The 25,544-nt window shown below is 45.9% G+C and carries 20 protein-coding genes; 9 read left to right on the forward strand and 11 right to left on the reverse strand.

Features of this window, described 5'->3' with window-relative positions; translation table 11 throughout:
* Positions 1–177 precede the first annotated feature (177 nt).
* On the forward strand, positions 178–2,046 hold the full coding sequence (locus NIAKO_RS01635; protein ID WP_014216642.1) for a hypothetical protein: 1,869 nt from the start codon (positions 178–180) through the stop codon (positions 2,044–2,046).
* 152 nt (positions 2,047–2,198) lie between these two features.
* On the opposite strand, the gene NIAKO_RS01640 is transcribed toward NIAKO_RS01635, so the two are convergent.
* The 4 genes from NIAKO_RS01640 to mgtE all read right to left on the reverse strand — a co-directional run bounded on the left by NIAKO_RS01640 (position 2,199) and on the right by mgtE (position 10,655).
* A complete protein-coding gene (locus NIAKO_RS01640) occupies positions 2,199–4,442 on the reverse strand; it encodes a DUF4954 family protein (protein ID WP_014216643.1) in 2,244 nt (747 codons plus the stop codon).
* 151 nt (positions 4,443–4,593) lie between these two features.
* Entirely contained in the window at positions 4,594–6,435 is a 1,842-nt protein-coding gene (gene glmS, locus NIAKO_RS01645; protein ID WP_014216644.1) for a glutamine--fructose-6-phosphate transaminase (isomerizing), read from the reverse strand.
* Positions 6,436–6,740: 305 nt separating this feature from the next.
* Entirely contained in the window at positions 6,741–9,173 is a 2,433-nt protein-coding gene (locus tag NIAKO_RS01650) for a S9 family peptidase (protein ID WP_014216645.1), read from the reverse strand.
* Positions 9,174–9,272: 99 nt separating this feature from the next.
* Positions 9,273–10,655, reverse strand: a complete 1,383-nt coding sequence (mgtE, locus tag NIAKO_RS01655) for a magnesium transporter (protein WP_207622402.1) — start codon at positions 10,653–10,655, stop codon at positions 9,273–9,275.
* 183 nt (positions 10,656–10,838) lie between these two features.
* Here mgtE and NIAKO_RS01660 point away from each other — a divergent pair, with 183 nt between their 5' ends.
* Positions 10,839–11,222: an SET domain-containing protein gene (locus NIAKO_RS01660; RefSeq protein ID WP_014216647.1), complete on the forward strand. Its 384-nt coding sequence runs from the start codon at positions 10,839–10,841 to the stop codon at positions 11,220–11,222.
* 70 nt (positions 11,223–11,292) lie between these two features.
* On the opposite strand, the gene NIAKO_RS01665 is transcribed toward NIAKO_RS01660, so the two are convergent.
* The 3 genes from NIAKO_RS01665 to NIAKO_RS01675 all read right to left on the reverse strand — a co-directional run bounded on the left by NIAKO_RS01665 (position 11,293) and on the right by NIAKO_RS01675 (position 15,154).
* A complete protein-coding gene (locus NIAKO_RS01665) occupies positions 11,293–12,864 on the reverse strand; it encodes an outer membrane beta-barrel protein (RefSeq protein ID WP_014216648.1) in 1,572 nt (523 codons plus the stop codon).
* A complete protein-coding gene (locus NIAKO_RS01670) occupies positions 12,848–13,435 on the reverse strand; it encodes an RNA polymerase sigma factor (RefSeq protein WP_014216649.1) in 588 nt (195 codons plus the stop codon). Before NIAKO_RS01670 ends, NIAKO_RS01665 begins: the two co-directional genes overlap by 17 nt.
* Before the next feature lie 297 nt (positions 13,436–13,732).
* Complete coding sequence (locus tag NIAKO_RS01675) at positions 13,733–15,154, reverse strand: DUF4403 family protein (RefSeq protein WP_014216650.1); 1,422 nt, start codon at positions 15,152–15,154, stop codon at positions 13,733–13,735.
* Positions 15,155–15,236: 82 nt separating this feature from the next.
* On the opposite strand from NIAKO_RS01675, the gene NIAKO_RS01680 reads away from it, so the two are divergent.
* Entirely contained in the window at positions 15,237–16,322 is a 1,086-nt protein-coding gene (locus NIAKO_RS01680) for a M48 family metallopeptidase (protein ID WP_014216651.1), read from the forward strand.
* Positions 16,323–16,324: 2 nt separating this feature from the next.
* On the opposite strand, the gene NIAKO_RS01685 is transcribed toward NIAKO_RS01680, so the two are convergent.
* The 3 genes from NIAKO_RS01685 to NIAKO_RS01695 form a co-directional block, all read right to left on the reverse strand.
* On the reverse strand, positions 16,325–17,206 hold the full coding sequence (locus tag NIAKO_RS01685; RefSeq protein WP_014216652.1) for a bestrophin family protein: 882 nt from the start codon (positions 17,204–17,206) through the stop codon (positions 16,325–16,327).
* Positions 17,207–17,523: 317 nt separating this feature from the next.
* On the reverse strand, positions 17,524–18,729 hold the full coding sequence (locus NIAKO_RS01690; RefSeq protein WP_133055295.1) for a hypothetical protein: 1,206 nt from the start codon (positions 18,727–18,729) through the stop codon (positions 17,524–17,526).
* A 699-nt stretch (positions 18,730–19,428) separates the two neighbouring features.
* On the reverse strand, positions 19,429–19,893 hold the full coding sequence (locus NIAKO_RS01695; protein ID WP_014216654.1) for a hypothetical protein: 465 nt from the start codon (positions 19,891–19,893) through the stop codon (positions 19,429–19,431).
* A 342-nt stretch (positions 19,894–20,235) separates the two neighbouring features.
* Here NIAKO_RS01695 and NIAKO_RS01700 point away from each other — a divergent pair, with 342 nt between their 5' ends.
* The 6 genes from NIAKO_RS01700 to NIAKO_RS01720 all read left to right on the forward strand — a co-directional run bounded on the left by NIAKO_RS01700 (position 20,236) and on the right by NIAKO_RS01720 (position 24,557).
* Positions 20,236–21,246, forward strand: coding sequence for a tetratricopeptide repeat protein (locus NIAKO_RS01700; RefSeq protein WP_014216655.1), 1,011 nt, complete (start codon positions 20,236–20,238; stop codon positions 21,244–21,246).
* A gap of 71 nt (positions 21,247–21,317) precedes the next feature.
* The gene (gene rpe, locus NIAKO_RS01705; RefSeq protein WP_014216656.1) at positions 21,318–21,971 is read left to right on the forward strand and encodes a ribulose-phosphate 3-epimerase; all 654 of its coding nucleotides are present in this window, start codon (positions 21,318–21,320) and stop codon (positions 21,969–21,971) included.
* 12 nt (positions 21,972–21,983) lie between these two features.
* Positions 21,984–22,739, forward strand: a complete 756-nt coding sequence (locus NIAKO_RS01710) for a class I SAM-dependent methyltransferase (protein ID WP_014216657.1) — start codon at positions 21,984–21,986, stop codon at positions 22,737–22,739.
* An 83-nt stretch (positions 22,740–22,822) separates the two neighbouring features.
* Positions 22,823–23,908 (forward strand): Gfo/Idh/MocA family protein, encoded by a 1,086-nt coding sequence (locus NIAKO_RS01715; RefSeq protein WP_014216658.1) that lies wholly within the window; start codon positions 22,823–22,825, stop codon positions 23,906–23,908.
* Between the two features lie 91 nt (positions 23,909–23,999).
* A complete protein-coding gene (locus NIAKO_RS39515) occupies positions 24,000–24,122 on the forward strand; it encodes a hypothetical protein (RefSeq protein WP_014216659.1) in 123 nt (40 codons plus the stop codon).
* Between the two features lie 105 nt (positions 24,123–24,227).
* Positions 24,228–24,557: a hypothetical protein gene (locus NIAKO_RS01720; protein ID WP_014216660.1), complete on the forward strand. Its 330-nt coding sequence runs from the start codon at positions 24,228–24,230 to the stop codon at positions 24,555–24,557.
* Between the two features lie 228 nt (positions 24,558–24,785).
* Here NIAKO_RS01720 and NIAKO_RS01725 read toward each other — a convergent pair whose 3' ends face one another.
* Positions 24,786–25,142, reverse strand: coding sequence for a YciI family protein (locus tag NIAKO_RS01725; RefSeq protein ID WP_014216661.1), 357 nt, complete (start codon positions 25,140–25,142; stop codon positions 24,786–24,788).
* Positions 25,143–25,544 lie beyond the last annotated feature (402 nt).

Genomic DNA, 25,544 nt, shown 5'->3' on the forward strand with positions numbered 1-25,544 from the left:
CGATAGCTCGTCGGGACTTTTTGCTTTACCGGCATGAGTACAAAGTTGTACCGGTGTTGGGTTATAATATATCACACTAACAAATAATCGAAATATTGTATTTTTTATTTGGTTGATATAATTTATTCTTTATCTTCGATTCACAAGGCTCTGTAAAGTGGTATAAAACTTTACGGTATGAATAGTAAAAAACTGTTGCTTAATGGGCAGCCGCTGCTTCTGTTTGCACTGCTTGTATATGTTCCTTCTTTTTCTCAACTCCGATGGGATGGCGAAGCCGGAGACGGTCAATGGACAACCGCCAAAAACTGGGTAGGTGATGTACTTCCGGGTATTACTGATGATGTTATTTTAGATAATGCCCTGCTGACCGGCAGCTTTACTGTTACCTTACCTGGTGGTAACAGCAGCGTACAAATTAGATCTATAGTTATTGAACCCGGCCCCGGTAATAATATTGAGTTGATCCTACCTGGTACCAACTTAGCCACGCCTGCATTTAAAATGGCGGGGGCTATGTATGGAATGATGATTGGCAATGGCGGCATTTTTAAAAATGCCGCCGGCGCCAACAATGGCTCATCGGTTGAAATAGCCGACTCACTAAAGATCAATAACGGCGGCCGGTATATCCAAAACAGTTCCAGCAGCCATACCCCGGTTGTAATGGTGCTGTCAAAAGCCGCCGGTACGGAAGAAGGCGTTTTTGAGTTTGACATTCCAACTGCTTCCAACACCATATCATTGAGTGGCAGAACTTATGGTAAGCTGGTGTTTTTGTCAACCGCCATGAATGGCGCCATTACGTATACTGCTTCCGGCATCAATACGGTTACGGTTAAAAGCGATCTGCAGCTAGGCCCTGGGGTGACATTGAGCCTTAACATGGCCGACACCCTTTTTATTGGACGGGATCTCATTCAGCAAGGCGGAACGTTCAATCTCGGTAATTCCACCCGTAAACTGGTGACTGTTATTAACCGGCACGTGGTTCAATCCACCACGGGTATAATTGGTGAATCAGGAACCGCCCTCCCTGAAATAGTATTAGGCGGTACCGGTAGTCAGCAGGTAGATTGTAAAGGCGTTATAAAGGATAATGTAGCAGTGAAAATGAATAACGCTGCAGGCGCCACGCTTACATCCCCGTTGTCGTTACCCTTTAAATTAAGCCTGGTAAATGGAAAAATTACCACCTCGGCGGTTAATATCTTGCGGCTGTTACCCGGCTGTAGTATTGCGGCTGACACTACTTCGGAGAACAGTTTTATCGATGGCCCGCTGAGAAAAGAAGGGCTATCCGGAGCCGCTCAGTTTTTATTTCCTGTTGGGAAGAACCGGATCGCGCGCTGGTTGGAATTGAAAAATGCCAGCGGTAATTTCAATGTGGAATTTTTTGACAGCAACCCAATACAAATTAGCAATACCTACGGGACCGGCATTGTTTCATTGTCGCAAACCGGCTATTGGATCACCAAGGCAGATGCCAGTCCATCACCTTCCGCCGCTGTTGAATTATCTTTTAATGGCATCAGTAGTGGAATGGGGGCCGATCTCTCCCTGGCCAGGGTGGCTAAACTCAATAACAACGTTTGGATGAATTACGGAAATACCGCCTATACCGGCGCTGCTGGTTATAGGGGTTCAATAGTAAGTAATAATGTAGTTGCGTGGAGCGCTATAGCCGATTCTTTTGCATTAAGTGGTAATACAGTGGCCAATGGTTCGCTTTTCCTTGCAGATGACACCATGCCGCGCAACAGGGCTGCTACCAACAACAATGGCGGTCTGCGGTTACAATTACTGGGTGTTACGTTTCCCGGCGCCATGATGCTCACTTACCGGGCGGCTGAGAAAACGCAGGTAAAATTATGTGTGGTAGATAATAGCGGCAGAATAGTAAAGCTGATAAATACAATTTTAGAAAAAGGAGTAAATCATCTGCCCATAGAAATGCCGGTTTTGTCTGCCGGGATCTATAGCATTCAGGCGTTTATTCCTACCGGAACTACTTCCAATGCATTGCGGTTCGTGTTCATCAGATAGCAACTTCTGCAAAAAAAGACCCCCACCAGCCTCTCCGTTGGCAACCGAAGCAGGCAAGGTGGGGGCCTTCTAATGTATTCTAGTTTGCTTTTATCAGATAGCTATTCCCGAAAGAAGCCTCTCCGCCAGCTGGTGGAGAGGTTGAAGGGGGGCTAAGCCGTTTTTAATTTAGCGCCTGGTTTATCCAGTTTTAGTTTGGTAACCAGTTGATGAATATCTTTCTTGTATTCTTCCAGTGCTTTTTGTTCCTGTTTAATAAAGCTGTTGTCTTCCAGTTTGCCAACCACTTTATTCATGGCTTCGGTGGTTTCATATACCATCTTACGGAAAGGATTGCGATAATCCTTAGCGCGTGATTCGTATATTTCTTTCACCATCCATTCTTTGGTAGTAATGCTTTGGTGCAACAGGCTCTTTATTATACCTGGACTAGCTTTCTTTAAATTGATATCGAACACCTCTCTTACCGCAGCCATGGCATGAGCCAGCTTCTCCATTTGATAGTTCTTACCTTGTTGTACATAGAAATTATGTACAGCATCCCAGTCCTTGATTCTGCCGGCAACGATCTGTTTGTTCAGCTTATCAATTTCCGAGCGAAGAATTAACTGTCCGCCCACATTCATCCAGGGAGCCCGTGCTGCCTTTGAAGGCAGGCTCTCTATCAGCTGTTCATGTGTTTTTATGTTGTTGGTGCGAATATGCTCCAGCAACTGCTGAACCAGGTAATACATCACCAGTTCTTTAAACAGGTGATACGCCTTCATCACTTTTATAATGCGCACGGGGCGTTTGCTGTTCTCAAAACCATCTGCCAATACCACCAGTTCATTTACTACCGGGTCTTTGGTATCGAGTAATACCTGACCGATAGCAATGATCTCGTCGTCGGTCATTTTCTTCGTATTGCCTTCGCGTTTCAACCAGGCTTTACCGGTGAACTTCGCCAATAACGGTAATGACTGCAGCAGATCATTTACTGAATCCGGCGCCAGGAAGCTGAACTCCAGCTGCTGGATCTTATCTATGCGTTTGTCGCGGTCGATATACTTCCAGGAGTTACGGGCCAGCGCATACATGTTATACATGAACCAGTAACCGGGCATTACCACCAGCTGGTCTTTGCTCAGGTCGTTACTGATAAGCGAGAAGGGCAAAGGAATGTTTAATTCCGTTGCATAATCGCCTTTTGCCAGGATAGCATAAGAAGCAAATTTTGAATTATGCTTCAGGCTAACGCACAGGCCAGGCCAGAAGCCACGGCCGGCAATGATTTCACCATCCGGGCTGCGGCTGTTGTGGTTGGAGCCCACGGTAGCGCCGGCTGCCATATTGCTTTGTCCCTGGATCAGTGCAGCACACAAGAATGAATTATTATGGTGCTGTTCGTGCGAAGGGAAAATAAGTGAGTTCAACACCTCACAACAGGAAATGGTGGAGTTTTCACCCAGGTAGGAGTTGATCAACCGGGCTCCATATTTCAATTGTGAATGGGAAGCCAGTACAAAACGTACGGCTTTTACGCCATAGAACAGGCGGCATCCATAACCGATAATTCCATTCACCAGCTCGCAACCTTCACCCACCTGGGTATTGGCTTCGCTGGAAGAATTAATGGTTACATTCTTTATTTTGTTGGCGCCTTTTAAATAAGCGTCACTGCCAATCTTTACATCTTTAAGGATCTTACAGTTCTTAACCACCGTGCGGTCGCCAATGGTGCCATAATAACCACGTAATGCATCAAACTTCTTCTCGGTAAATTCCTTGAAGCGGTTCAACAGGTTATCATCGTCCCGGAAATAGGTCCATAAGAAGGCGTCGCCAGGTAAAATCCCATCGAAGGCAAGAATGCTGCGGCCGGCGTTTTCATTGCACAATTCCACCCAAATGCGCACGTTCTCCGATTCGCCTTCTTTCAGAATACCGTTACCAAACTTGGAGTGGTCGGTGGTGGCAATTTCATTGCAGTTTACCAGTATTACGCCATTGCCGACAATATAGTGGGAGATGTAATTAACGTTATCAACTACTACATTGTCGCCAAAGTCGCAACTGATAACGGTACTGTTATAAAACCCTACCGGCCGGCGCAGGTTGTGGTACTCGAGGTAGTAAGGCTCCAGTTTACCAATACGCACCAGGCCAAAGAATTTGCAATTCTGCACCAGTTCGGGGTTGAACGCGTCTGATACCAGCAGGTTGTTCCAGTTGTCGGACGTGTTGCGGTTGCGTACCAGTACTTCAATTTCGTAGGCTGAAAGATGGCGGTAGTGAATACCGTTCTTTACCTGTTTATTACGCAGGTAGTATTCATCCTTCCCCTTTGGTAAATATGGGGAAGGAATGAAGTCGTACCCTAACGAATTAAGCGGTTTGCGTGTGATTTCATTCATTTGGCTATAATTATGAATGGTGAATAATGAATACCGCTAAACGCTAAGCGCCGAACGCTGAACGCCTGCCTGAATGTAGGGCTCTCCGGGATTATTCGGGAAGACCATATTGCGGGAAGGAGCGCAAAGCGTTAAGCCTTGAGCGTTATGCTTATTCTACTGTTACCGACTTGGCCAGGTTTCTTGGCTTGTCAACATCCAGTCCTTTGGCAACGCCAATGTAATAGGCCAGCAGCTGCATAGGTATAACGCTGAGCATAGGCGCTACCAGTTCATCGGCTTGTGGTACTACAATTACATCATCGGCCATTTGGGTAATTACATCATCGCCTTCGGTGATCACCGCAATTACTTTTCCTTTACGGGCTTTAATTTCCTGAATGTTGCTGATGATCTTTTCGTGGTATGAGTCTTTGGTGGCAATAAACACTACAGGCAGGGTTTCATCAACCAGCGCAATAGGTCCGTGTTTCATTTCTGCTGCAGGATAACCTTCAGCGTGAATGTAGGAGATCTCTTTCAGCTTTAAGGCGCCTTCCAGGGCAATAGGGAAGTTATAACCACGGCCCAGGTATAAGAAATCGCGGGCGTCTTTGTATTTATAAGCCAGTTGTTTTACATGTTCGGCCTGGTTCAACGCTGCTGGTATTTTTTCAGGGATGTCCTGTAACTCGTTCAATAAATGCAGGAAGCGTTTGTTGTCGAGCGTGCCTTTTTCATAACCCAGTTGCAGGGCAATGATGGTGAGCACAGCCAGCTGGGCAGTAAATGCTTTTGTACTTGCCACACCAATTTCCGGACCAGCGTGGGTATAAGCACCGGCCTGTGATACGCGGGCGATCGAAGAACCAACCACATTCACAATACCAAAGATCAATGCACCTTGTTCTTTGGCTTTTTCGATAGCCACCAGGGTGTCGGCAGTTTCTCCACTTTGTGAAATGGCTATAATAACATCGCCTTTATTCACTATCGGGTTGCGATAGCGGAACTCCGATGCATATTCCACTTCAACAGGTGTGCGGCACAGTTCTTCAAAAATATATTCAGCGAGCAAACCGGCATGCCAGCTGGTCCCGCAGGCAATGATAAGAATGCGGGGCGCATTTTTCAGCATTTCAATGTTGGCCTGTACACCTGCCATGGTGATGGTGCCTTTGGCGGCATCAACACGACCACGTAAGCAATCGAACACCGTGCTGGGTTGTTCAAATATTTCTTTCAGCATGAAGTGATCGTAACCACCTTTTTCAATAGCTGCCAGTTCCAGGTCGAGCTGTTGAACAAACGGCGTGATCTTTTCATTACCCAGATTTTTCAGGATCAGCTCATCTGGTTTTATAATGGCCAGCTCGTAGTCGTTCACATATACTACGGTCTTGGTGTATTCAATAATAGGAGAGGCGTCAGAAGCGAGGAAGTGTTCATCGCGGTTCTTTCCAATACCAATTACCAGCGGGCTGCCTTTGCGGGCGGCGATCAGGGTATCCGGATTGTCCTGGTCGATGAGGATAATTACATAAGCGCCTACTACGCGTTTCAATGCAATACGTACTGCTTCTTCGAGGCTGCAATTATTGTTCTGCTGAATGTCTTCGATAAATTTCAACAGTACTTCAGTATCGGTGTCGCTGATAAAAGTGTAGCCTTTTTTCTGCAATTCCCCTTTTAACTGGTTGTAGTTCTCAATGATCCCGTTGTGGATCATGGCCAGTTTCCCGTTTTCTGACAGGTGCGGGTGTGCATTGCGATCACAAGGTTCGCCATGGGTAGCCCAACGGGTATGACCAATACCAATATTGGCATGCAGGTCTTTTCCCACCAATGTTTCTTCCAGGTCGGCTACTTTACCTTTTTTCTTATATACATTCAGGCCGGAATTCAACAGGGCAACACCGGCGCTATCGTATCCGCGGTATTCCAGTCGTTTTAATCCTTTTAAGATTATCGGGTAAGCTTGCTTATTTCCTATATATGCTACAATTCCGCACATAATTACAGGGTTTAAGTTTTTAAGTTTATTAAGTGTTGAGTCGACAGTGCTTTTAAAGTATAAACATAGTTTGCGGTGCCAACACCTGCAAACGGTTGCGCAATATTATCAAAAAAAAGGCCATACATGGTGCAAAAACATGCAAGGTTAACATACCATTTTTGTGGTACGCTTAACGCATAAGGCCTAAAGCTTAAGGCGCCGACCTGCAAAGGCATGCTCCCGAATATGCTCAGGCAGCCTGAGATCCGGGAAAGCTTTTGGCCTTAGGCCTTGAGCCTTCAGCTTAATTAAGGAAGAATGGATTATTTTTTTAACCAGGTTTCAAATAAGCGAAAGATCCTTTTGTACTCGTCTGTCCAGCTTTCAGGTTCTACAAAGCCATGATCTTCCATTGGATACACAGAGAGCTCCCAATTATCTTTACCCAGTTCTATCAGTCGTTGTGTAACACGAACGACATCCTGGAAGTGAACATTTACATCAACCATTCCGTGGCAAATCAGCAAATGGTCCTGTAATCCGGAAGCAAAGTTTATGGGCGAACTGCGATGATACGCAATGCTGTCGCTAAAAGGTTCATTTAAAATATTGGAGGTATAGCCGTGGTTGTAGTGGGCCCAATCGGTAACGGGCCTCAGTGCGGCTCCGGCCGCAAAGATAGCAGGTTTTTTGAATAATGCCATTAAAGTTATAAAACCGCCATAGGAACCCCCGTAAACTCCAATATGTTTGGGGTTTATTCCAATTTCTTTCACCAGGTAGCGGGCGCCGTCCTCAATATCGTCCAGGTCTTTGCCACCCATATAGCGGTAAATGCCCGTACGCCAGTCGCGGCCATAGCCGGCGCTGCCCCGGTAATCGATGTCCAGCACAGTATAGCCGTTATCCACCAGCAGGTTGTGGAACATGTATTCCCTGAAATACGAACTCCACCATTTATGGGCATTTTGTAAATAGCCTGCGCCATGTACAAATATTACGGCTGGTTTGCCGGCATCCGGTTGCGCGGGGCGCATTAACCGGGCATATACTTTTGCGTTATCCCGGGCGGTAAACGTAATCAGTTCCGGATCGCGCCAGTTATAGGTTTTAAACTCCTCGCTTTGCGCCTGGTTGGTTATTTGCACCGGTTTCGATTTTGCTGTTACCGGGCCATTGGGTTGCAGGTACAATTCCCAGGGTTTATTACTGTAGGAATATAAAATGGCGATCCATTTTTCGTCGGGAGAAATAGTAGCCAGGTTAGAACCGGTAAGGGTGGTTAGACGTTCTGCTTTTCCGCCCGTAACAGGCAGGCGATACAATTGCTGCTGACCAGGTTCCACCTCATTGGTGGTAAGGTAAAAATATTTTTTGCCGGGGCCCAGTTCGGTTTTCAGTACCTCATAATTACCACTGGTAAGCGCCTGCTTTTCTTTTGTTGTAACATTGATTGTGTACAGGTGCGAATAACCGGTGGTTTCCGACTGAAACCAGAACGTTTGGTTATTCAACCAGCCTGAGTTGAAAGCGGGAAAGCCATTGGTGCTTGGTCCGCCTATCCAGGCTTCATCTCTTTGGCGATCGAGCAGAGAGAGTTGGCCGGTTTCTCCATCCAGCAACAGGAACCAGCGGTCTTTGTTGTCCTGCGCCCTCACTTCTACCATGGCATAATCACCGGTTGGCGACCAGTTGGTGTTCAGGAAATTCACCGGCCGCAGGGGCGGGTGCTGGCTTCTTTCTTTATAAACAGCGGGATAATCTTTTAAGTAGTCCGGCAGATCGCGGATGCCGGGAATAGAATCGGTTTTAACAGCAAACACCGTGTCTTTTTCCGTATCAAAAACAAACAGCTCCTGGGTGGGAAGCGGAGCGCCTACCTTGGTGCGGGCAGCCAATTCTTCGGTAAACCCGCTTTCTGTGACATAACTGGGCACCACGGCTGTTTTACCGGTAGGAATAGTGCTTAACCGGTAGGAAATAAATCGGCCGTTATTACTGGCGGCGATCATCGACACGTTTTTACCATCGAGCGGAATGGACCGCAGTGGCTTTTCCCGGAAGAGCTTCAGCATAGAGTCTGCCTCGTCTTTCTTTTGTTTGCGCCGTTGCAGTACTACCGAATTTTCGAGCGCATCCTGTTGCAGCCATTTTTCCTGTTTATTATTACTAACAGCCGGCGGCCGGTTGGCTGCCGCCTGTTGTTGATTGCCCCGTCCTGTGAAAGCAGGGGCGGGAGTAGCCGTAGCAGGGCCGGTTATAAAATTGGTAAGCTGTGTGGTTTCCCCGGTTTGTACATCCCAGGCCCAGGCATTCTGATCGCGGGTGAATATTATTTTATGATCGTTAAAGGAGAACTGTGGATTGCTTTCCAGCGCCACGGTTTTGGTTACACGGCGGCGGGCGCCCGTTTTTATATTAATGAGGTAAATATCATTCTCGTAGGCATATACGTATTGATCGCGTTGGGCATTATACCGCACCTGAACATCGGCAATTGCTGTATTGCGAAATGCCCCTGTGGTTTTTTGCGGCGCAGTGACGGCAGGCGTGATATAATATAAAGAATCGGCTGCTGCTTTTTCGGGATTCCAGTTAAACAGCAGGTACTTGCCGTCGGCTGTCCATTGCAGGTTGGAAGGAGAGGTGCCCATCCATTTGGGATCGCGCATGATCTTTTCTACGGTTAACGGACTGAGCTGACCATAGGTGATAAGGGTTGACTGCGTTACAAGCAGAAACAGCAATTTTCTCATAAATGAAAATTAACAAAAAATATCGAATGTCGAATGTTGAATGCCCAATGTCGAAGTATTGGGTTTTCACTTCAACATTCAATATTGGACATTCAATATTTATAAAAGTATGCCGCTTAGGAATAAATAAGCCACAGAGAAGTAAATAACCAGTCCGGTTACATCCACCAGGGTGGCCACAAATGGAGCGGAAGATGTAGCAGGGTCTGCACCTAATTTTTTTAAGATAATGGGCAGCATGGAGCCCGATACGGTTCCCCACAGCACAACGCCTATTAATGAAAAGCCTACTGTACAACCCATTAGCACTGTGTGTGTACCGTAAGTATGAAAAATACTGTTCCATAAAACCACCCGGATGAAACCAATAAGCCCCAGAATGGTGCCCAGCAGCAAGCCGGAAATGATTTCCCGGCGCAGTACCCGCCACCATTCTGAAATGGTAATTTCACCCACGGCCATTGCCTGTATAATAAGGGTGGATGCCTGCGACCCGCTGTTACCACCGCTGGAAATAATAAGGGGAACAAACAGGGCCAGCACCACGGCTTTGGCAATTTCCTCTTCAAAATAGCCCATGGCGGTAGCGGTTAGCATTTCGCCCAGGAACAGCACGATGAGCCAAACCACCCGTTTTTTAAACAGTTTAATGATGGGCATCTCCAGGTAGGGTTCATCCAACGCTTCGGTACCCCCGATCTTTTGAATGTCTTCACTGAACTCTTCGTTGGCCACCCACAGTACGTCGTCGATGGTCACAATGCCCAGCAGGATGTTTTTATCGTCAACCACCGGCAGGGCCACCCGGTTATTCATTTTAAAGATCTGGTTGGCCACCTCCTGGTCGTCGTTTACGTTCAGGGTTATATAACGGTTATCGATAATTTCCTCCACCAATTTTTGCGGGTTGGCCAGAATGATCTCACGGATCCGGACATCATCCACAAATTCACCGCGGTCGTTCACCACATAGATCACATCGATGGTTTCACTGTCTTTACCCACTTCGCGGATGTGGTCCAGCACTTCCTGCAAGGTCCAGTCAATACCCACCGCAATATAATCGGGGGTCATCAGGCGGCCCACGCTGCTTTCGGGGTAGCCGAGCAGCGACAGGGTTACCCGGCGTTCGTCGGGGTCAAGCAGTTTAATAAGCTCCTTTACCACCTCGCTGGGCAGTTCTTCCAGGAAAGAAGTGCGGTCATCCGCCGGTAGTTCGTTCAGCAGTTCGGCCGTTTTAAAGGGGGGTAAACCCTGGATGACTTCTTTCTGAACCGGCAGGTCAAGGATCTTGAACACGCTGGAGGCCCGGTGGATACTCATATTGCCAATGATCTGGCTCGAATAATCCGGGAACTCGTATATGAGCTCGGCTACATCGCTGATGTTCTGATCGTTCAGAAACTCCCGCATTTGTAACCGGTCTTCCTGCTCTATCAGGTGCAGGAACTGCTCTTTGGCGTTTTCAATTTCCATGCTCATGGGCCCAAATTTAAACCAATAGGCAATAGACAATATGCAATTGGCAATAATTTCCTGTTTTGTATCAGCATGCCTGTTGTCGAACACTCCGCAATTCGCGAACTCTTGCTTATTCGCCATTGCCAATTGTCAATTGTTAGGCCGGTTCGCAGTATCTTGTACCACTTTCAAACAAAAATTTACATGATATTACCTTGCCTGTTCATAGCGCCCACGAAGGAAATGGGGCGGGGCGTATTTACCTCAGAAAAGCTGAAAAACGGAACTGTTATTGAAATCGCACCGGTGATCGTAATGAGCCAGAAGGACAGGGTGCTGATAGATCAGACCTTACTGCACGATTATATTTTTGAATGGGGCGATCAACAGAACCAGTGCTGCATGGCCCTGGGTTATGTGCCCGTGTATAACCATTCCTATAAATCGAACTGTGAATACGAAATGGATTACGACAACCACACCATTGCCATAAAAACCGTACGGGACATCAAAAAAGGCGAGGAGTTATATATTAATTATAACGGCACCTGGAACGATGAAAAAAAGCTGTGGTTCGAGGCTAAATAAAAAATCCCCCGATGTGCATCGGGGGAGCTGAACTGGTGTTAGTTGTAAAAGTGTGTCCAAATAGACTATGCTATTTATTGTTGTCTGATCTTTTCGATTGGAGGAAAGGTTTATACTTCAGGGTAAATAAAATACCATAACTGTTCATCCGCATATTGCCCAAGCCCAGGTCTTTTAATGGTATTTTCAAATAAGGTTCAGCCTGTAAAGAGAATCGTTTGCCCAGTGAACGTTCCATCCCTACCGACAGGTTCAGGATAGAGAACAGGTAGGTGGAGTTGGTATTATTGCTTAACGGCATCGGGTAAGTACTCCCATTCCATCTGTAATAAACGTCATAATCTTCTTTATCCATCAGGTAGGTGGAAAGGCCGGTGCTGGCAAACCAACGCCGTTTGTTGTTAAAGGAAAAATCGTAACGCACATTTACCGGGAATTCCCACATAGCACAGTTGCCTTCTACCTTGCTTAGGTTTCTGTTAGGCCATGGGTTTTCTTTATAGTTGAAATGCGAACTATCGGTTTTGTAGAACTTTTTAGTGTAAATAGCGCCCACATTTACCGACCAGCGGTCATTGAACCGGTAACCCACCTGTACGCCAAAATTATAACCGGGTTTGTACAACGGGCCAAAGGATACCGCGCTCATATCCGGACCAACAATTACCCCAAATTCCAAAGGCTGTTTTACTTTATCATTCTTCTTCTTTTCCTTAGCCTTAGCCATGTTTTTGGTAGAATCAACGGCCTGCGTGGTGGCAGCTGGCTTGTTTTTCACGGAGTCAGTCTGCGTGGCAGTGTTTGGTTGAACCTTAGCTACCTCACTATTCGTTTCAACAGGTTGCCCGGTTGTTGCCCGTTCGGCAGTGGTGGTATTGTTTTCAGTTCCGGATGTACCGGTAGCATTTTTATCAGGTACTGCTGAGGTTACCTGGTTATTATAATCGCCGCTGGTGCCGGAGCGTTTGCCTTTTTGTTTGGCCGGTTTATATCCCTGGTTTGAACCGGCGCCAGTCGCTATGGTGGCATAGTTCAATGTGGCAGGCGCTTTTTGAATGCGTACCCGGCCCGCTTTTGCCCCCTTAGTAGCGGTAACGGTAGTTTTTTCAACCGGTTGGGTTACTACCCCTTTGTTGGTGGCGGTTACCGTTGTAGCGGTCACCGGCTCATTAATGGCTGGTTTGCCAGGGTTGCTGCCCGGTGTGGTGTTGGGTGCACCGGCAATTGATTGCTGGTTGTTGCCTGCAGGCAATTGCTTTCCGTTGGTAGCCGAGGTTACCGGCGTTTCGTTGTTGTTGGCGCCCGAAACGGTTTTAGTTTGGGTAGAGTAGGGTGTACGGCTGTCGGCCGTTTGATTTTCTGGTAAAGCAGTTGTTTTGTCAACAGATGTAACAGCGCTGGTAGCGTTTTGGGCCAGTGGGTTAACTGGTTGATGACGTAAAATGGCTGTTAACGCGCCGCCGGTAGCAACGGTGATGAAAAACAGCCAGAATAGGAAGCGACGCCGCTTTTTCTCCTGCGGCAGTTCCTTGTCGAGGCGCTGTTCCAGATGATCCCACCCGGAAGCACCCGCTTCCACCTCGAAGAGCTCAGCTGCTTCGCGGCTTAAATGGTCTAGGTTATCGTCATCTAGGGGATACATACGCTTTAATGATATTTTTGTTCTGCAAAAGTTTTCTCAGGTTGTCCCTGGCTTTTGATAAATTGGATTTAGAGGCGCCCACTGAAATGCCCAGTGTTTGCGAAATTTCTTCATGGCTAAGCCCTTCAATTACGAACAGGTTAAAAACCGCCCGGTATGCCGGCGATAACATCCGGATAGATTCAATTATCTCTTTGTAGGATAACATATCAATACCGGTTTCGCCCTGATCAGCAATGGTTTCCGATTCATGCGTAAGCACATGTCCGTTCACTGATGAATTGGTCTTCCGGTAATGGTCTATGCACGTATTTATCAGTATTCGTTTGAACCAACCCTTGAGGGAAAGTAAGGTATCCTCCTGCCTGGTTTCATCAAATTGGTGAATGTTCTTAAACAACTTTACAAACCCTTCATTCACAATCTCTTCGCATTCTTCCATGGCGTTGGTATACCGGTAACATATCTTCATGGCAAACCCACGGAGCAAATTATATAGCTCCTTCTGGCTGTTTCGCTCGTTTTTGCGACAGCCACTCAACAATGAGGAAATGTTCGAGTTATCTAGCAAGGGTGTTGGTTTGCGGGAATGTTACTTTGCTAACTAATTGTTTTTCATAACTCAATCCCTATTACGAGGGATTAGGTTACCTGGTTGCCTTGTCTTGTAAAATATTTCCGAATGCAAGTTAATACCGAATCGTGAAACGTGAAAGGGCTCGCGTAAGCCGGCAATCGTGAATCGGCAATCCCCGACAAGTCGGGGCAGGCTGGCAATCCGCGTCGCGGCCTTCCTTTATCAATGCTATCAACCCTGTCAACCTGTTAACCTGTCAACGTGTTCACTCGTCAACTGGTCAACTGCTCACTACTTCTTCATCATACTAACCGGTGGCTGCCCAACGAACATAAGAGTACCCCGGATGTAGGCCTGCACCTGGATGTAATCTTTTTGCGGAAGCAATCCCATCAGGCGAAACTCCTGGAAGGTGCCGGTACTGCTCATCCAGGGGGTTATTTGCTGGCTTAGCCGTGCTTCAATCACTTTTTTGTTTTTTTCAATAAGTGCGGCAATATCCAGCACCGACTGGTTGGCGAGCGATTTCATTATTTTTTTACGAAACAGGGCCTTGGCAATATTCACCATCATGTCCTTGGTGTCCAGCGCAAAGGTTACATCGGGCATGGAAAGAACCTGTTTTTCTGCATCCAGCTGGGGAGTGCCTTTCAGGTGCAGCACACCTTTGCGGTTACCGGTAAAGGAAACATCTACCTGTATTTTACCATCGTTGGTACCGTTTACATTCACGTCTTTTATCACAAACGTGCGGCCTTCCACTTCAAATGGTTTGTTCACCAAACTGTCGGTCATCAGTTTGTTGAAGAAACTGTATTGGTATACGGCATCGAGATAAGTATTGATGCCGGTTGAGTATTGCGAACTGCTGATGGGAGGCAGAGCGGCGTGTGTAACCAGCCGCTGGCTGTCTGAAGCAAATTTTGGTTCCCCTCTGTAGCCAATAGAAAAATACAACGTATCGCGATAGACATTGAAATTGCTTACCCGCAGTTCGGTTGGGTTCAGGTTTAAAAAACCATAGGTGCTGATGGGGATCACCCGGCTGCCGCCACTGCGCCACTGACGCAGCATGGCGTTGTTATTAAGGGTTTGAACAAATTTGTCGAACGAACCGCAGGTGCTTTCGACCGACGCCTTGATGCTGTCCATAATTTCATTGGTGAGGTCGTTTTGCATCATGGTCACCTGGCATTTATCTACCGCATTTATTTTATCCAGTTTGGTACTGGTAAGCAACTGGTGATTAGGCAATAAGGTGAGGGTTGAACTGATGTTGAGATCAACCCGGCGCAGCGCCTCGCTTCCAAAACCGCAGCTGCCGCTTACCCAGGGCGATACCTGTTTGTCCATCGCGCATACGGCTTTGCTGCCGGCGATCTGGTAATTGCCGCGAAAACCGATGGTTACCTTATTGTTAACGCAGCCAAATGTAAAGGGCGAGCGTACAAACCGGAATTTATAACGGAAATCACAACCCGATTGCGTGTAATCGGGCCATTTATCGTTGGTGAATACTTTGGGGCTGCTGGAGTCCATCATCGCCAGCAATGGCTTCATGTATATTTTGAAGGGAATATTAATGATGGAACCAGGCATAGCAGGCAACAACCGGGCAGGCGTTTCGGCCGCGGGTTGAATGGTTACTTTTTTGCTGCTGTTACAGGCTGAGATACAAATCAGTAAGGCCAATAGGCCAGGGACATGTTTCATAGTGAAAATACGAAGTTTCGGGTGTCAAATATAACAAACCATAAATTCAGAACTAAGAACTTAGAACTAAATTAGTGCCAATATGGGCACTTATTCAGCAGCTTATCATACGGCAGCAGGACATTATTACCAGGCGACTGTTTTTTTGTCGCCGGTAACTATTACCATCCGCTATCGCGATGAGGAAAACCAGCAAAAGGACGTGAACTGGCTTACAAAAGACCTGGTTGCATTTAATAAACAAATAACAGGCGGCGAATTACAATACCGGAATGCCGGCGGCGGAATAGAACGCCTGGTTATCCGCGATCAGCAATTGGTGGATGCTTTGCAAAACGCCCTTTCGCATCATCGGGTGTTTGGTAAGGTGCACAACCGCGTGCTGGGAAATATTGGGGTAAAACTGGCGCTGATTGCCGGCATTGTTTTGTTGTTATTGCTGGGCACATACCTGTGGCTGGTCCCATATCTGGGCGAACGGATGGCCAAAGGATTTTCAAAGGAAGCAGAAATTAGTATGGGCGGGCAAATGTACCAGTCGGTAAAGCAGCAATACCACATCGACTCTCAAAAGACAGCTATCCTGAACGATTTTTATAAACAATTGCATTACGATATAGGGTACCCGGTTAACATTACCGTGGTACAATCGAATGAAGTAAATGCCTTTGCCATTCCCGGCGGGCATATTGTGGTGTACGATGCCATTCTTGACCAAATGAAAACGCCGGAAGAACTGGCGGCCTTACTGGGGCATGAAGCTTCGCATATTGCCCTGCGCCATTCGCTGCGGAATATCTTTCGCAGTATGGCCCGGCAGTTATTCATTTCAATAATTGTAGGGGATCACTCAAACGTTGCTACCGCAGTGGTTAATAATGCCGATGCATTAAAGGGACTTCAATATTCGCGGGCCCTGGAAACCGAAGCGGATGACAATGGCCTGCAATTAATGCAAAAAAGCGCCATTAACCCGCAGGGCATGATGCGCCTGATGCAGATGCTGCAAAAGGAAAGCGGCAGCGGCGGTGAACCTGCTGCCTTTTTGAGCACCCACCCGGTATTCAAAGACCGGATTGAAAATATTGAAACGCAGTTACAAAAATTACCGCCGGTAACTACCGCCAATGACAGTTTGAAAAAAATCTTTCATTCCATTTACGAGTAGGCTTACCCTATAATTTCAGCTACGTGTTTTTTGATGTTGGAAGCCATCTTGTTCATGGGAAGGTCGTTTTCATCGCCGCCAAACGGGTCTTCAATTTCTTCAGCGATCAGCTCAAGACTGGCCAGTACGTAAAAGATAAAACCCACTACCGGTATGGCCAGGTAACCCAGGCTGATGGCGAAGCTGAAGGGCAGCGTCATTACATAAAAGAAGATGAACTTTTTTATGAATACACTGTACGAAAAGGGGATGGGCGTGTTTTTGATGCGTTCACAGGCGCCGCAGATATCGGTAAATGATTGCAGTTCGTTATTGAGTACGATCAGTTGATCGCCTTTTATTTTTCCTTCTTCATACAACAGGTTCACCCGTTGAAAGATCAGCGAAGCTACCTGGTTAGGGATGTGCCGGCTGGTATCGATGGTTTTCAATTCGGGATGCTCCGTTTCATCCAGCGCCAGCCGGGTAGATTCTGCATGCAGATGGTGCGCCAGTACCGAAGCGTACAACGGAATGGCCTTTCTGAAGAACGAGCGATGAGCCATCTCTTCACCCTTCAGCATACTGTTTATTTTAATGGCCAGGTTACGGCTGTTGTTAACCAGCGAGCCCCACATTTTCCTTCCTTCCCACCAGCGGTCATACGCAGTATTGGTTCTGAATACCAGCAGCATTGAAATTACAAAGCTAAGCAGCGTGTGCATAGAGGTAATCTGCTTTACATGACTGCTTTCGCCCAGTTTGAAAATATGCAGTTCCAGTAAAAGAATAACCCAGCAGTAAAAACAAATGCCGGCAATAAGCGGCGCCAATTTGCGTAAGGTGTCGGCCTTATGAAAGCGGAAAATAAACGTAAACCAGTCTTTAGGATTGTATGTGATCATAGTCGGTGGTTCTGGCTGGCAAGGTACGGATTTAGTTGACCAGTTAACCGGTTGACCAGTTAACCAGGAGGGTTGATAAGGGGGAATACAGAATATCGAATATTGAATGTCGAATATCAAATGTTGAAGTGAAGAAAACGGGTTAAAGCCTAAAGGATATGGGCCAAAGCCAAAACCAAAACCGGAATTGTATTTGCTTTCAGCTTTAAGCCTGTATTTGCTTATAGCTTACAGCTTGTAGCTTGCAGCCTGCCTCTAAAAAAGAAAAAGGCCCCATCTAACGATGAAGCCTTTATATAAAAAACTTATTTACTTAATTACTTGGGTTTCGCCCAGGCATTCGCAGGCAACGTGGGGTTGATGTCGTAAGTTTCGTAAGTGATGGTTTGTGCGTGTTTACCACTCTGCATGATCTCAGTATACGGTAACATGATACCGCCTGTTTTCTTGTAATCAGAGTAAGTAAAGGTAGTAGTGCCACTCAGCGGATCAACCATGATCAGGGCTTCCAGCTTGTTGGTTTTGTTATTGAGAATGTAACCGGCACGCATGCTGTTTACAGTTACCATTACCGACGACAGGTCGTACTGCGTGGTTTGCAGGGTAGCTGTAGATTTGTCAAGGACGCTTGACTTCAACCCTAACAAGCCACAGTACAGGTAACGTTTCAGTTCTGTAACACGTTGGGGGCTCAGGGCAGCGTAACCATTGCCATCAAAGCTCCAGCCGCTGTTGCCTTCCATTTGCTCTAACAGAATAACATTGCCTTGCAGCGACGATTCCAGGCGAACCACCTGTTTGGTAAAGTCGGCCCACATTGTCAGCGTAAGGTTGTTGGTGTTCATAACCGCCTTCAGTGAATTCAGGTTATCGAGGCTTTTACCGCCGTGTACCTGGTTCGCCGCTTTCATCAGGTTCATCCCGGCTTCCAGTACATCATTCGATTTGGTAGCTGTAGTTGTAACAACCGGAGCAGCCGTAGGAGCGGAAGGTTTTGCTATATCGCCATGTTTGGCCATTTCCTCTTCATCGAGGTAATAAATATCGCCATTGACAACTATAATTTGTTTTTTGTCGGGACTGGTGAATAAGCTATAGCTGGCCGTTTTACCATTGTCATATTTCAACCCTAACTGACCCTGGTTGATGGTATAGGAACCACCATCACCGCTGTTAGTGCTGGTACCAGATACAGTGGTAAGGGTAGCTGTACGTTTAAATTTACCATCGGTAAAATAAAAGCCATCTGCTTTACCACCTGATCTTACAAACTTGTAAAAACCATGGGGAACATCAGTAGAAATATTCAATCTTATAAAGGTAGCAGCGCCCATCTGGCCGGTTTCGCCGGTAACACTTAACAGGATGATCTTTTCAGAACCATCATTAGTGAAATGCATTTTCAGCTGATTGCCGGTAATAGAATAAGTGCCGTCAATACGCTTTGCCCAATCGGCTTTGTCTAAACTGCTGCAGAAAGATGAATTGGGTCTGAAGTAATAGGCATAATCAGTTCTTACCATTGTACCGGCATCAGAACTCTGATCATATTCATACGCAGTACCTGCGTATACAGCATTAATTTGTGCTAATAGGGACGAACTGGAGAACAGTAAGCATAAAAAGAAAACGCTAGTACGGATTCTCACCAAGGTGTTAAGTGTCATGTTAACGTTTACATTTGTATTTTCAAAAAGCCTGCCGAAATATAATATTCCTGTTAATGCAGACTCAATAAGATCAGTGATTAAAATTATTCATCAGGAGCAAGCAAGGAAAGCAGATCGTTTTTGTGAATACGATAGCCATTACAAACCACATTGCTTATTGGAAAAGATGTAAATGATGTGGGATTCTGGCCTTTCTTGATCTATTCAACTCCGGGCGCACAAACGTATTGTGTTAACCTCAAACGATTGTCCTGTAGTGTCCTGCTCCCAGGTTTACGGATCAATTTATACCGCATCCAAAAACGCGCGCATAAGGCTAATATTGTGTTGTAATTCATTTTGTTACATGCCTCGATGAATTGAGATAAGTAGATTGAAATGAGGCAGATAGGAGGGGTTATGATCAGAGTCGGATTAGAAAAGCCTGGTTTATAAACTATTATTTTTCGATGCAATTACGCTAAAGCAGTATTTAGCAGGATGGCCATAAATGCAAAAATGCCCCGATAGATCGGGACATTTTTTGATATTATAAAAAATGTAAATGCTGTACTACATACCAGGAACCAGTGCACGGCCAATTTCTGCTCTTCCAGGCCAGGGAATAGCAGCCAGGATCACCAGTAAAGCAAGTAAAAAGAACCAGAATGCTTTTTTGTATTTGGTAACATCCGGGATTGATTTCTTTGCCTGACCTCTTCCCACTGTGATCAATGCAATGGCAATGATCATCATCACGGGATGTTCTACCCAGTAAAAGCGATAAAAGCTATCCTTCATTACGCTTACACCTGCAGGTGCGCCATGTACAATACCAGATCTGCCAAAGAACAATAAGATTAATCCTATCAGTAAGGTGGTATGGGCTGTTATCATAGTGAACAACCATATTTTCTTATCACCTGCCGATAATGCTTTTTTACCGCTGAAACCTGATAAGCTTTTTACGATAGAAACCAATAACAATATTAACAGTATCCATCGAAGCCAGCTATGTAGTACAACTAAGATATTCATATGTGGAATTTGGCGCAAAGCTAATGGCGGCAGGTTGAAATCTCAAATTTGATTCCTGAATAACTGGCCGCTATACATAAGTTTTCATCCTTATTATTCTATTCAAATGACGTGTTTAGCGTACATTGGCAAATATTATGGCCGTTAACGGAAGATAATTTTGTTAAATAGTTTGCATGTCAGAATATTGCCATAAGTACCAGGGAAAAATCGGTTAGTTTTGCTTTGGCCGTCGAAGCCCTGGCGAAGGCGGCCTTCGGTCGCTAAGTCCTAAGCGAAAGCGGCCAAATGCAGGTATTTTATAATACATGCCAGCCTTTGAAAAAATATATTATAACGCAGATGAAAAGATGGTTCTCTTTACAGAGTTTTTTGTTGATTGGTTTAGTAAGTTGGTTATGCAGTTGCAATTCCGCAAGGGAAAAGGAATCGCCGGAGAAAATATTAAGCGCACCGCCCTATGCCGGGTTGACGGATAGTATTAAAAGGTTCCCGCAAAACCAGGCGTTGTACCTGGAAAGAGCGGTACTGCTTTCGCAAAATGACCGCCATGAACTGGCGAGTGGTGATTACAAAAAAGCCTGGGAATTAAAACCCGAAGAACATATCGCTTTACAATATGTCTCCAACCTGATGCTGGTAAACCGGCCCCAGGATGCGGTGAACCTGTTGAAAGAATGTATTGCCACCTGGCCCGCCAATCCCGATCTGCATCGCCGCTTAAGCGAGATCTATACCCAAATGGGCGAAACCAAAAAAGCCATTGATCAATACGATGAATGGGCGCAGCAGGACTCAACCAATTTTGAAGTGTGGTACGAAAAAGGCGTATTGCTCACCCAGTTAAAAGATACCCCGGCCGCCATCATAGCGTTGGAACATTCATACCGCCTGGCGCCCATCAATTATAACGGACTGGCCCTGGCAAGTTTGTACGGCGCTACGCTCAATCCCAAAGTAATTACACTCTGCGACGATCTGTTGCGTAAAGATACTTCCAACATCACCAACGATGTGCTGTACCTGAAAGGCAGTTATTATTCCGATACCAAACAATACGACAAGGCCATCCGTGAATTCAATGAATGCATTACCCGCGATTGGAAATTCACCGATGCCTATATTGAAAAGGGCATTGTTTTGCATGATCTGAAAAAGTACGACAGCGCGCTGAAAGTATTCACCACGGCTGCCACGGTTACCAATACCAGCGCCGATGCCTGGTACTGGATGGCGCGTTGTTATGAACAACTGGGCAAAAAAGACCTGGCTCTGATAAATTATGAACGCGCCCTGGCCCTCGATAAAGATTTTGAAGAAGCACGTGAAGGCATCAGAAGAATGAAGAAATAACATGCTTGAATAAAAGGCGGAGGGCTGAGATCAAAGAACTTAAAACTTTGAACAAAAAACATTAACTAAGTATGGCAATAGTAGCACCATCATTTTTATCAGCTAACTTCCTGAACCTGGAAGCAGACTGCAGAATGATCAATGAAAGTGAAGCCGACTGGTTTCACCTGGATATAATGGACGGACGTTTTGTGCCCAACATTTCATTCGGTCCAATGATTGTTGAGTTTATCCGCAAAACAACCACCAAGGTTTGTGATGTGCACCTGATGATCCTTGAACCCGAAAAATACGTGGAGGATTTTAAAAAGGCAGGCGCCGATATGCTTACCGTTCACGAAGAATGCTGTGTGCATTTACACCGGAATATACAACAGATAAAATCCCTTGGCATGCAGTGCGGCGTGGCATTGAACCCGCATACGCCCGTGGAGTCGTTGAAAGAAGTGCTGGATGATCTTGATATGGTGTTGATCATGAGCGTGAACCCCGGTTTCGGCGGACAGAAATTCATTCCCAATACACTGAACAAGATCAGGACCCTGCGCCGCATGATCACTGAAAGAGGTATAGCTACCAAAATAGAGATAGATGGCGGGGTTACATTAGATAATGCCGCTGCTATTATGAAAGCCGGCGCCGATGTATTGGTTGCTGGTAACACCGTATTCAAATCAAGAGATCCCAAAGACACCATTGCACAACTGAAAAAGATAACCAGGTAAAATGTAAAAGGTATGGCAAAAGACCTTTTCAGTAATCAGGCTTCGCTGTATGCGCAATACCGCCCCAGCTACCCGGGCGAATTATATGAATTCATTTTGCAGCAGGTTCGCCATCCCCAGCAGGCCTGGGATTGCGCCACCGGTAATGGACAGGCAGCCGTTGAACTGGCCCGTTATTTTGAAAAGGTAATGGCTACAGATATCAGTGAAAAGCAGTTACAGCAGGCCATCCCAAACGAAAAGATCACCTACAGCATTTCTACTGCCGAACAAACCCCTTTCCCCGATAACAGTTTTGATTGCATCACCGTAGCACAGGCTTATCACTGGTTTCAGTTCGATGCCTTTGAAAAGGAAGTAAGGCGCGTTGCGAAACCAGGGGCCGTAGTGGCCATTTGGGGCTATAGCCTGGTAGTGTGTGAAAACGAAGCGCTGAACACCATCATCCAATCATTTTACCGCGATACCGTAGGCGCTTACTGGGATAAGGAAAGAAGGTTTATCGATGATCACTACACTACTGTTCCTTTCCCATACGAAGCATTGCCATCAAAGGAATTTCAAATAACCGTACAATGGAACCGTCAGCAACTGACCGGTTATTTCAATACCTGGTCGAGCGTACAACATTTTATAAAAGCGAACGACTATAACCCGGTTGATGAACTGGCAACGGTTATTGAAAAGGTGTGGCCGGGGGAGAACGTTAAGGGTTTTTATTTTCCATTGTTTCTTAAGTTGGGTAGGGTTAACAAGTTGATAAGTTAACAGGTTAACAAGAAAGAAGAAGGTTAATAGGCCCTCTGCCCTTTGCCTTTCCAATATTACACGAACAGCACATAACGAAATACATGCAAAAACTAAGATCCGCTATAATAGGTTGCGGCAAAATGGCCCAGGTACATGCCCAGGCGTTAAAGAACATTGCCGAAACAGAACTGGTAGCGGTGCAAAGCCGCAGTGCAGAAAAGGCGGCGGCCACAGCGGCCCGTTTTGGAGTAAGGGCCTATGCTGATATTGCAGAGATGATCCGGAAGGAGCAGGTACAGGTAGCGGTTATTTGCACGCCGCATCCTGTGCATCGTGAGGGCGCTATTGTTGCCATGCAGAACGGCGCCCATGTACTCACCGAAAAACCATTAGCGGTTTCCCTGGCCGATTGTGACGCCATGATGGAAGCGGCAGCTAAATACAATAAACAGGTCGGTATGGTAAGCCAGCGCCGGTTCTACCCCGCGTGTTACCGCATAAAACAAGCCATCGATGCCGGAAAACTGGGTACGCCTATGCTGGGTTCTGTAGTGATATATGGCTGGCGCGATGAAAAATATTATGGCAGCGATCCCTGGCGGGGCAGTTGGGATAAGGAAGGCGGCGGGGTGCTGGTAAATCAGGCGCCGCATCAGCTGGATCTGTTGCAATGGTATATGGGCAGCGAAATGGAAGAAGTGTATGGCGTATGGCAGAACATCAATCACCCGTATATAGAAGTAGATGATACCGCCTCGGCCGTTATAAGATTTAAAAATGGCGCGGTGGCCAATATCATTGTAAGCAATGCACAAAAACCAGGGCTGTATGGTAAAGTGCATATCCATGGTTCTAATGGCGCCTCTGCAGGAGTTCAAACCGATGGCGGCGCTATGTTCCTGCCGGGGCAAAAAGCAGTGTTGGACCCTCCTTTAAACGACATCTGGACCGTGCCTGGTGAAGAGCAACAACTGGAATCTTTTCATAAAGCAGACAGGGAGGAGTTCAATGCCACTGCCGATCCCGTTGAATATTATGTTCGTCAACAGAACCGCGACTATATTTTGGCAATAGGGGAGAACCGGGAACCATTGGTCACCGCCAAAGAAGGAAGAAAAACCGTGGAGCTGTTCACGGCCATCTATCGGTCTACAAAAGAACGGAAACCCATCCGCTGGCCACTGTAAATAATTAGTAACTTCCTGAGAAAAAATATCTACAGAAAAACTGTTTTATAAGAAGTAGCAATTTTTGCATCTGCTGATAAAACAGTTGAGTATGGCAACATCAAACGGAAAGTCGAAGAAACGGACGCAAAAGGAAGCCGATAAGGACCTATCCAAAACGACAAGAAGGAAGAAAACCGCCACCAGGAAAAAGAAAGCCCTGAAAGCGGTGTGAAAATAATTCCTCAGCTCCCCCCATCTTATTAATTATCAGTTGATAAGCTGAAAGTGGCCATGGCAGCGGATTTGCATAAATATTAATGAAATCAAACACTTTGTTATGGTAATAAATGAAAAAGAGTTTCCCGTTGTTGTTCAGGCCTATCAGCCTGGCCGCGATGGAGAATTGTTTGTGGCCGAACAAATGGTAAGAAATCAAGCTGAAGTAGACGCGTTCAGTAGCCGGTATGCCGGGTACGTTATTGAAGCACGCGTTATAAAAGAAAATGAATTAGCAACAAATTCAAATTACGATACCCGTACAAGACGTACGGCTGTGCATCGCCGGGGTTTGCCGGCATGGGCAATTCTTTTACTGATAGTTGTTGTACTGGTTGTAGTGGGATTCACCACCGGCTGGATCCAGAAAACCTTTCAATTAAATTTGTAATAGAAGTTTCAAGTTCGTTCCGTTTTCGTTAACCGGCGGATAATAGTAACCGAGTTATTTACAACGTGCCCGCATTATCCACCGGTTTTTTTATAAACATAAGAGGGTGTTCCGGTTCAACCGGGACAGTGAGAAGGAATAAATGAAAAACCACAAAAAAAGAAAAGCTTCAAGTCGTAGTAGTAGGCACTCACGGCTTGAAGCTTTCGTCTTTTTAAATTCTCATTTCTATGGTAATTTATCACCGGGCAAACCCATTCCGGTTACAATTTCATAGTTGAACACACCGGCTCTTATAGCAGGGTCACTATCCATCAGGCGTTTTACTTCCGCTTTATCTTTAGTGTTATAAATACAAATAGCAGCCAGGTCGGTATTATTATCCATCACAGGCATTGTTAATACCATTTCGTTATCGCGTCGTTGGTCAAAAATGTACGGCAGGTGTTCGCTTTGAATAATGCGGGGCGTATCGCTTAAGCCATAATTCTCCCCCTTTGTTAGTACGACCAGCACATAAGGTTTAATAGTGGCGAGCTTGGTCATAATTTCAGGCGATGTAAATGCAAATGCTGGATTGCTCATTGGTTAATTTGTTTAGTGTTTGATTTGGTTAAGAACCGGAAACTGAAAATCAGGAATGGGTAAAAGGGTGGGTTTGTTATATGGTGCAATATAATATTTACAGCGAATTGCAAATGGGGCTTTTAAAGATTAGAACAAAAAAAATGGGCCGAATAGACATTCAGCCCCTGTGAAAACACGCCTTCCAAGTAAATATGTTGATGTTAGTTACAATCAGGTTAGCAATCCCCCGGTCTGTTCCCCACGGCCTGTCCGCATTTAGCGGAATTAATTGCAATCAGCTTTCTGTCTCCTTGCTCTATTTAAGTACCCTGTTTCGCTTTCCTGCTCTGTTTCACTTTTTTGCTGATCGCATTATTGACAGAGTATTTTCCAATCAAATGCCAAAAGTATAAGTCATTA

The organism is Niastella koreensis GR20-10 (assembly GCF_000246855.1).
GTDB lineage: Bacteria > Bacteroidota > Bacteroidia > Chitinophagales > Chitinophagaceae > Niastella > Niastella koreensis.

Bases quoted from the DNA above. Each gene is read 5' to 3' on its own strand.
- NIAKO_RS01635 (WP_014216642.1), top strand. From the start codon at position 178: ATGAATAGTAAAAAACTGTTGCTTAATGGGCAGCCGCTGCTTCTGTTT.
- NIAKO_RS01640 (WP_014216643.1), bottom strand. From the start codon at position 4,442: ATGAATGAAATCACACGCAAACCGCTTAATTCGTTAGGGTACGACTTC.
- glmS (WP_014216644.1), bottom strand. From the start codon at position 6,435: ATGTGCGGAATTGTAGCATATATAGGAAATAAGCAAGCTTACCCGATA.
- NIAKO_RS01650 (WP_014216645.1), bottom strand. From the start codon at position 9,173: ATGAGAAAATTGCTGTTTCTGCTTGTAACGCAGTCAACCCTTATCACC.
- mgtE (WP_207622402.1), bottom strand. From the start codon at position 10,655: ATGAGCATGGAAATTGAAAACGCCAAAGAGCAGTTCCTGCACCTGATA.
- NIAKO_RS01660 (WP_014216647.1), top strand. From the start codon at position 10,839: ATGATATTACCTTGCCTGTTCATAGCGCCCACGAAGGAAATGGGGCGG.
- NIAKO_RS01665 (WP_014216648.1), bottom strand. From the start codon at position 12,864: ATGTATCCCCTAGATGACGATAACCTAGACCATTTAAGCCGCGAAGCA.
- NIAKO_RS01675 (WP_014216650.1), bottom strand. From the start codon at position 15,154: ATGAAACATGTCCCTGGCCTATTGGCCTTACTGATTTGTATCTCAGCC.
- NIAKO_RS01680 (WP_014216651.1), top strand. From the start codon at position 15,237: ATGGGCACTTATTCAGCAGCTTATCATACGGCAGCAGGACATTATTAC.
- NIAKO_RS01685 (WP_014216652.1), bottom strand. From the start codon at position 17,206: ATGATCACATACAATCCTAAAGACTGGTTTACGTTTATTTTCCGCTTT.
- NIAKO_RS01690 (WP_133055295.1), bottom strand. From the start codon at position 18,729: ATGGTAAGAACTGATTATGCCTATTACTTCAGACCCAATTCATCTTTC.
- NIAKO_RS01695 (WP_014216654.1), bottom strand. From the start codon at position 19,893: ATGAATATCTTAGTTGTACTACATAGCTGGCTTCGATGGATACTGTTA.
- NIAKO_RS01700 (WP_014216655.1), top strand. From the start codon at position 20,236: ATGAAAAGATGGTTCTCTTTACAGAGTTTTTTGTTGATTGGTTTAGTA.
- rpe (WP_014216656.1), top strand. From the start codon at position 21,318: ATGGCAATAGTAGCACCATCATTTTTATCAGCTAACTTCCTGAACCTG.
- NIAKO_RS01710 (WP_014216657.1), top strand. From the start codon at position 21,984: ATGGCAAAAGACCTTTTCAGTAATCAGGCTTCGCTGTATGCGCAATAC.
- NIAKO_RS01715 (WP_014216658.1), top strand. From the start codon at position 22,823: ATGCAAAAACTAAGATCCGCTATAATAGGTTGCGGCAAAATGGCCCAG.
- NIAKO_RS39515 (WP_014216659.1), top strand. From the start codon at position 24,000: ATGGCAACATCAAACGGAAAGTCGAAGAAACGGACGCAAAAGGAAGCC.
- NIAKO_RS01720 (WP_014216660.1), top strand. From the start codon at position 24,228: ATGGTAATAAATGAAAAAGAGTTTCCCGTTGTTGTTCAGGCCTATCAG.
- NIAKO_RS01725 (WP_014216661.1), bottom strand. From the start codon at position 25,142: ATGAGCAATCCAGCATTTGCATTTACATCGCCTGAAATTATGACCAAG.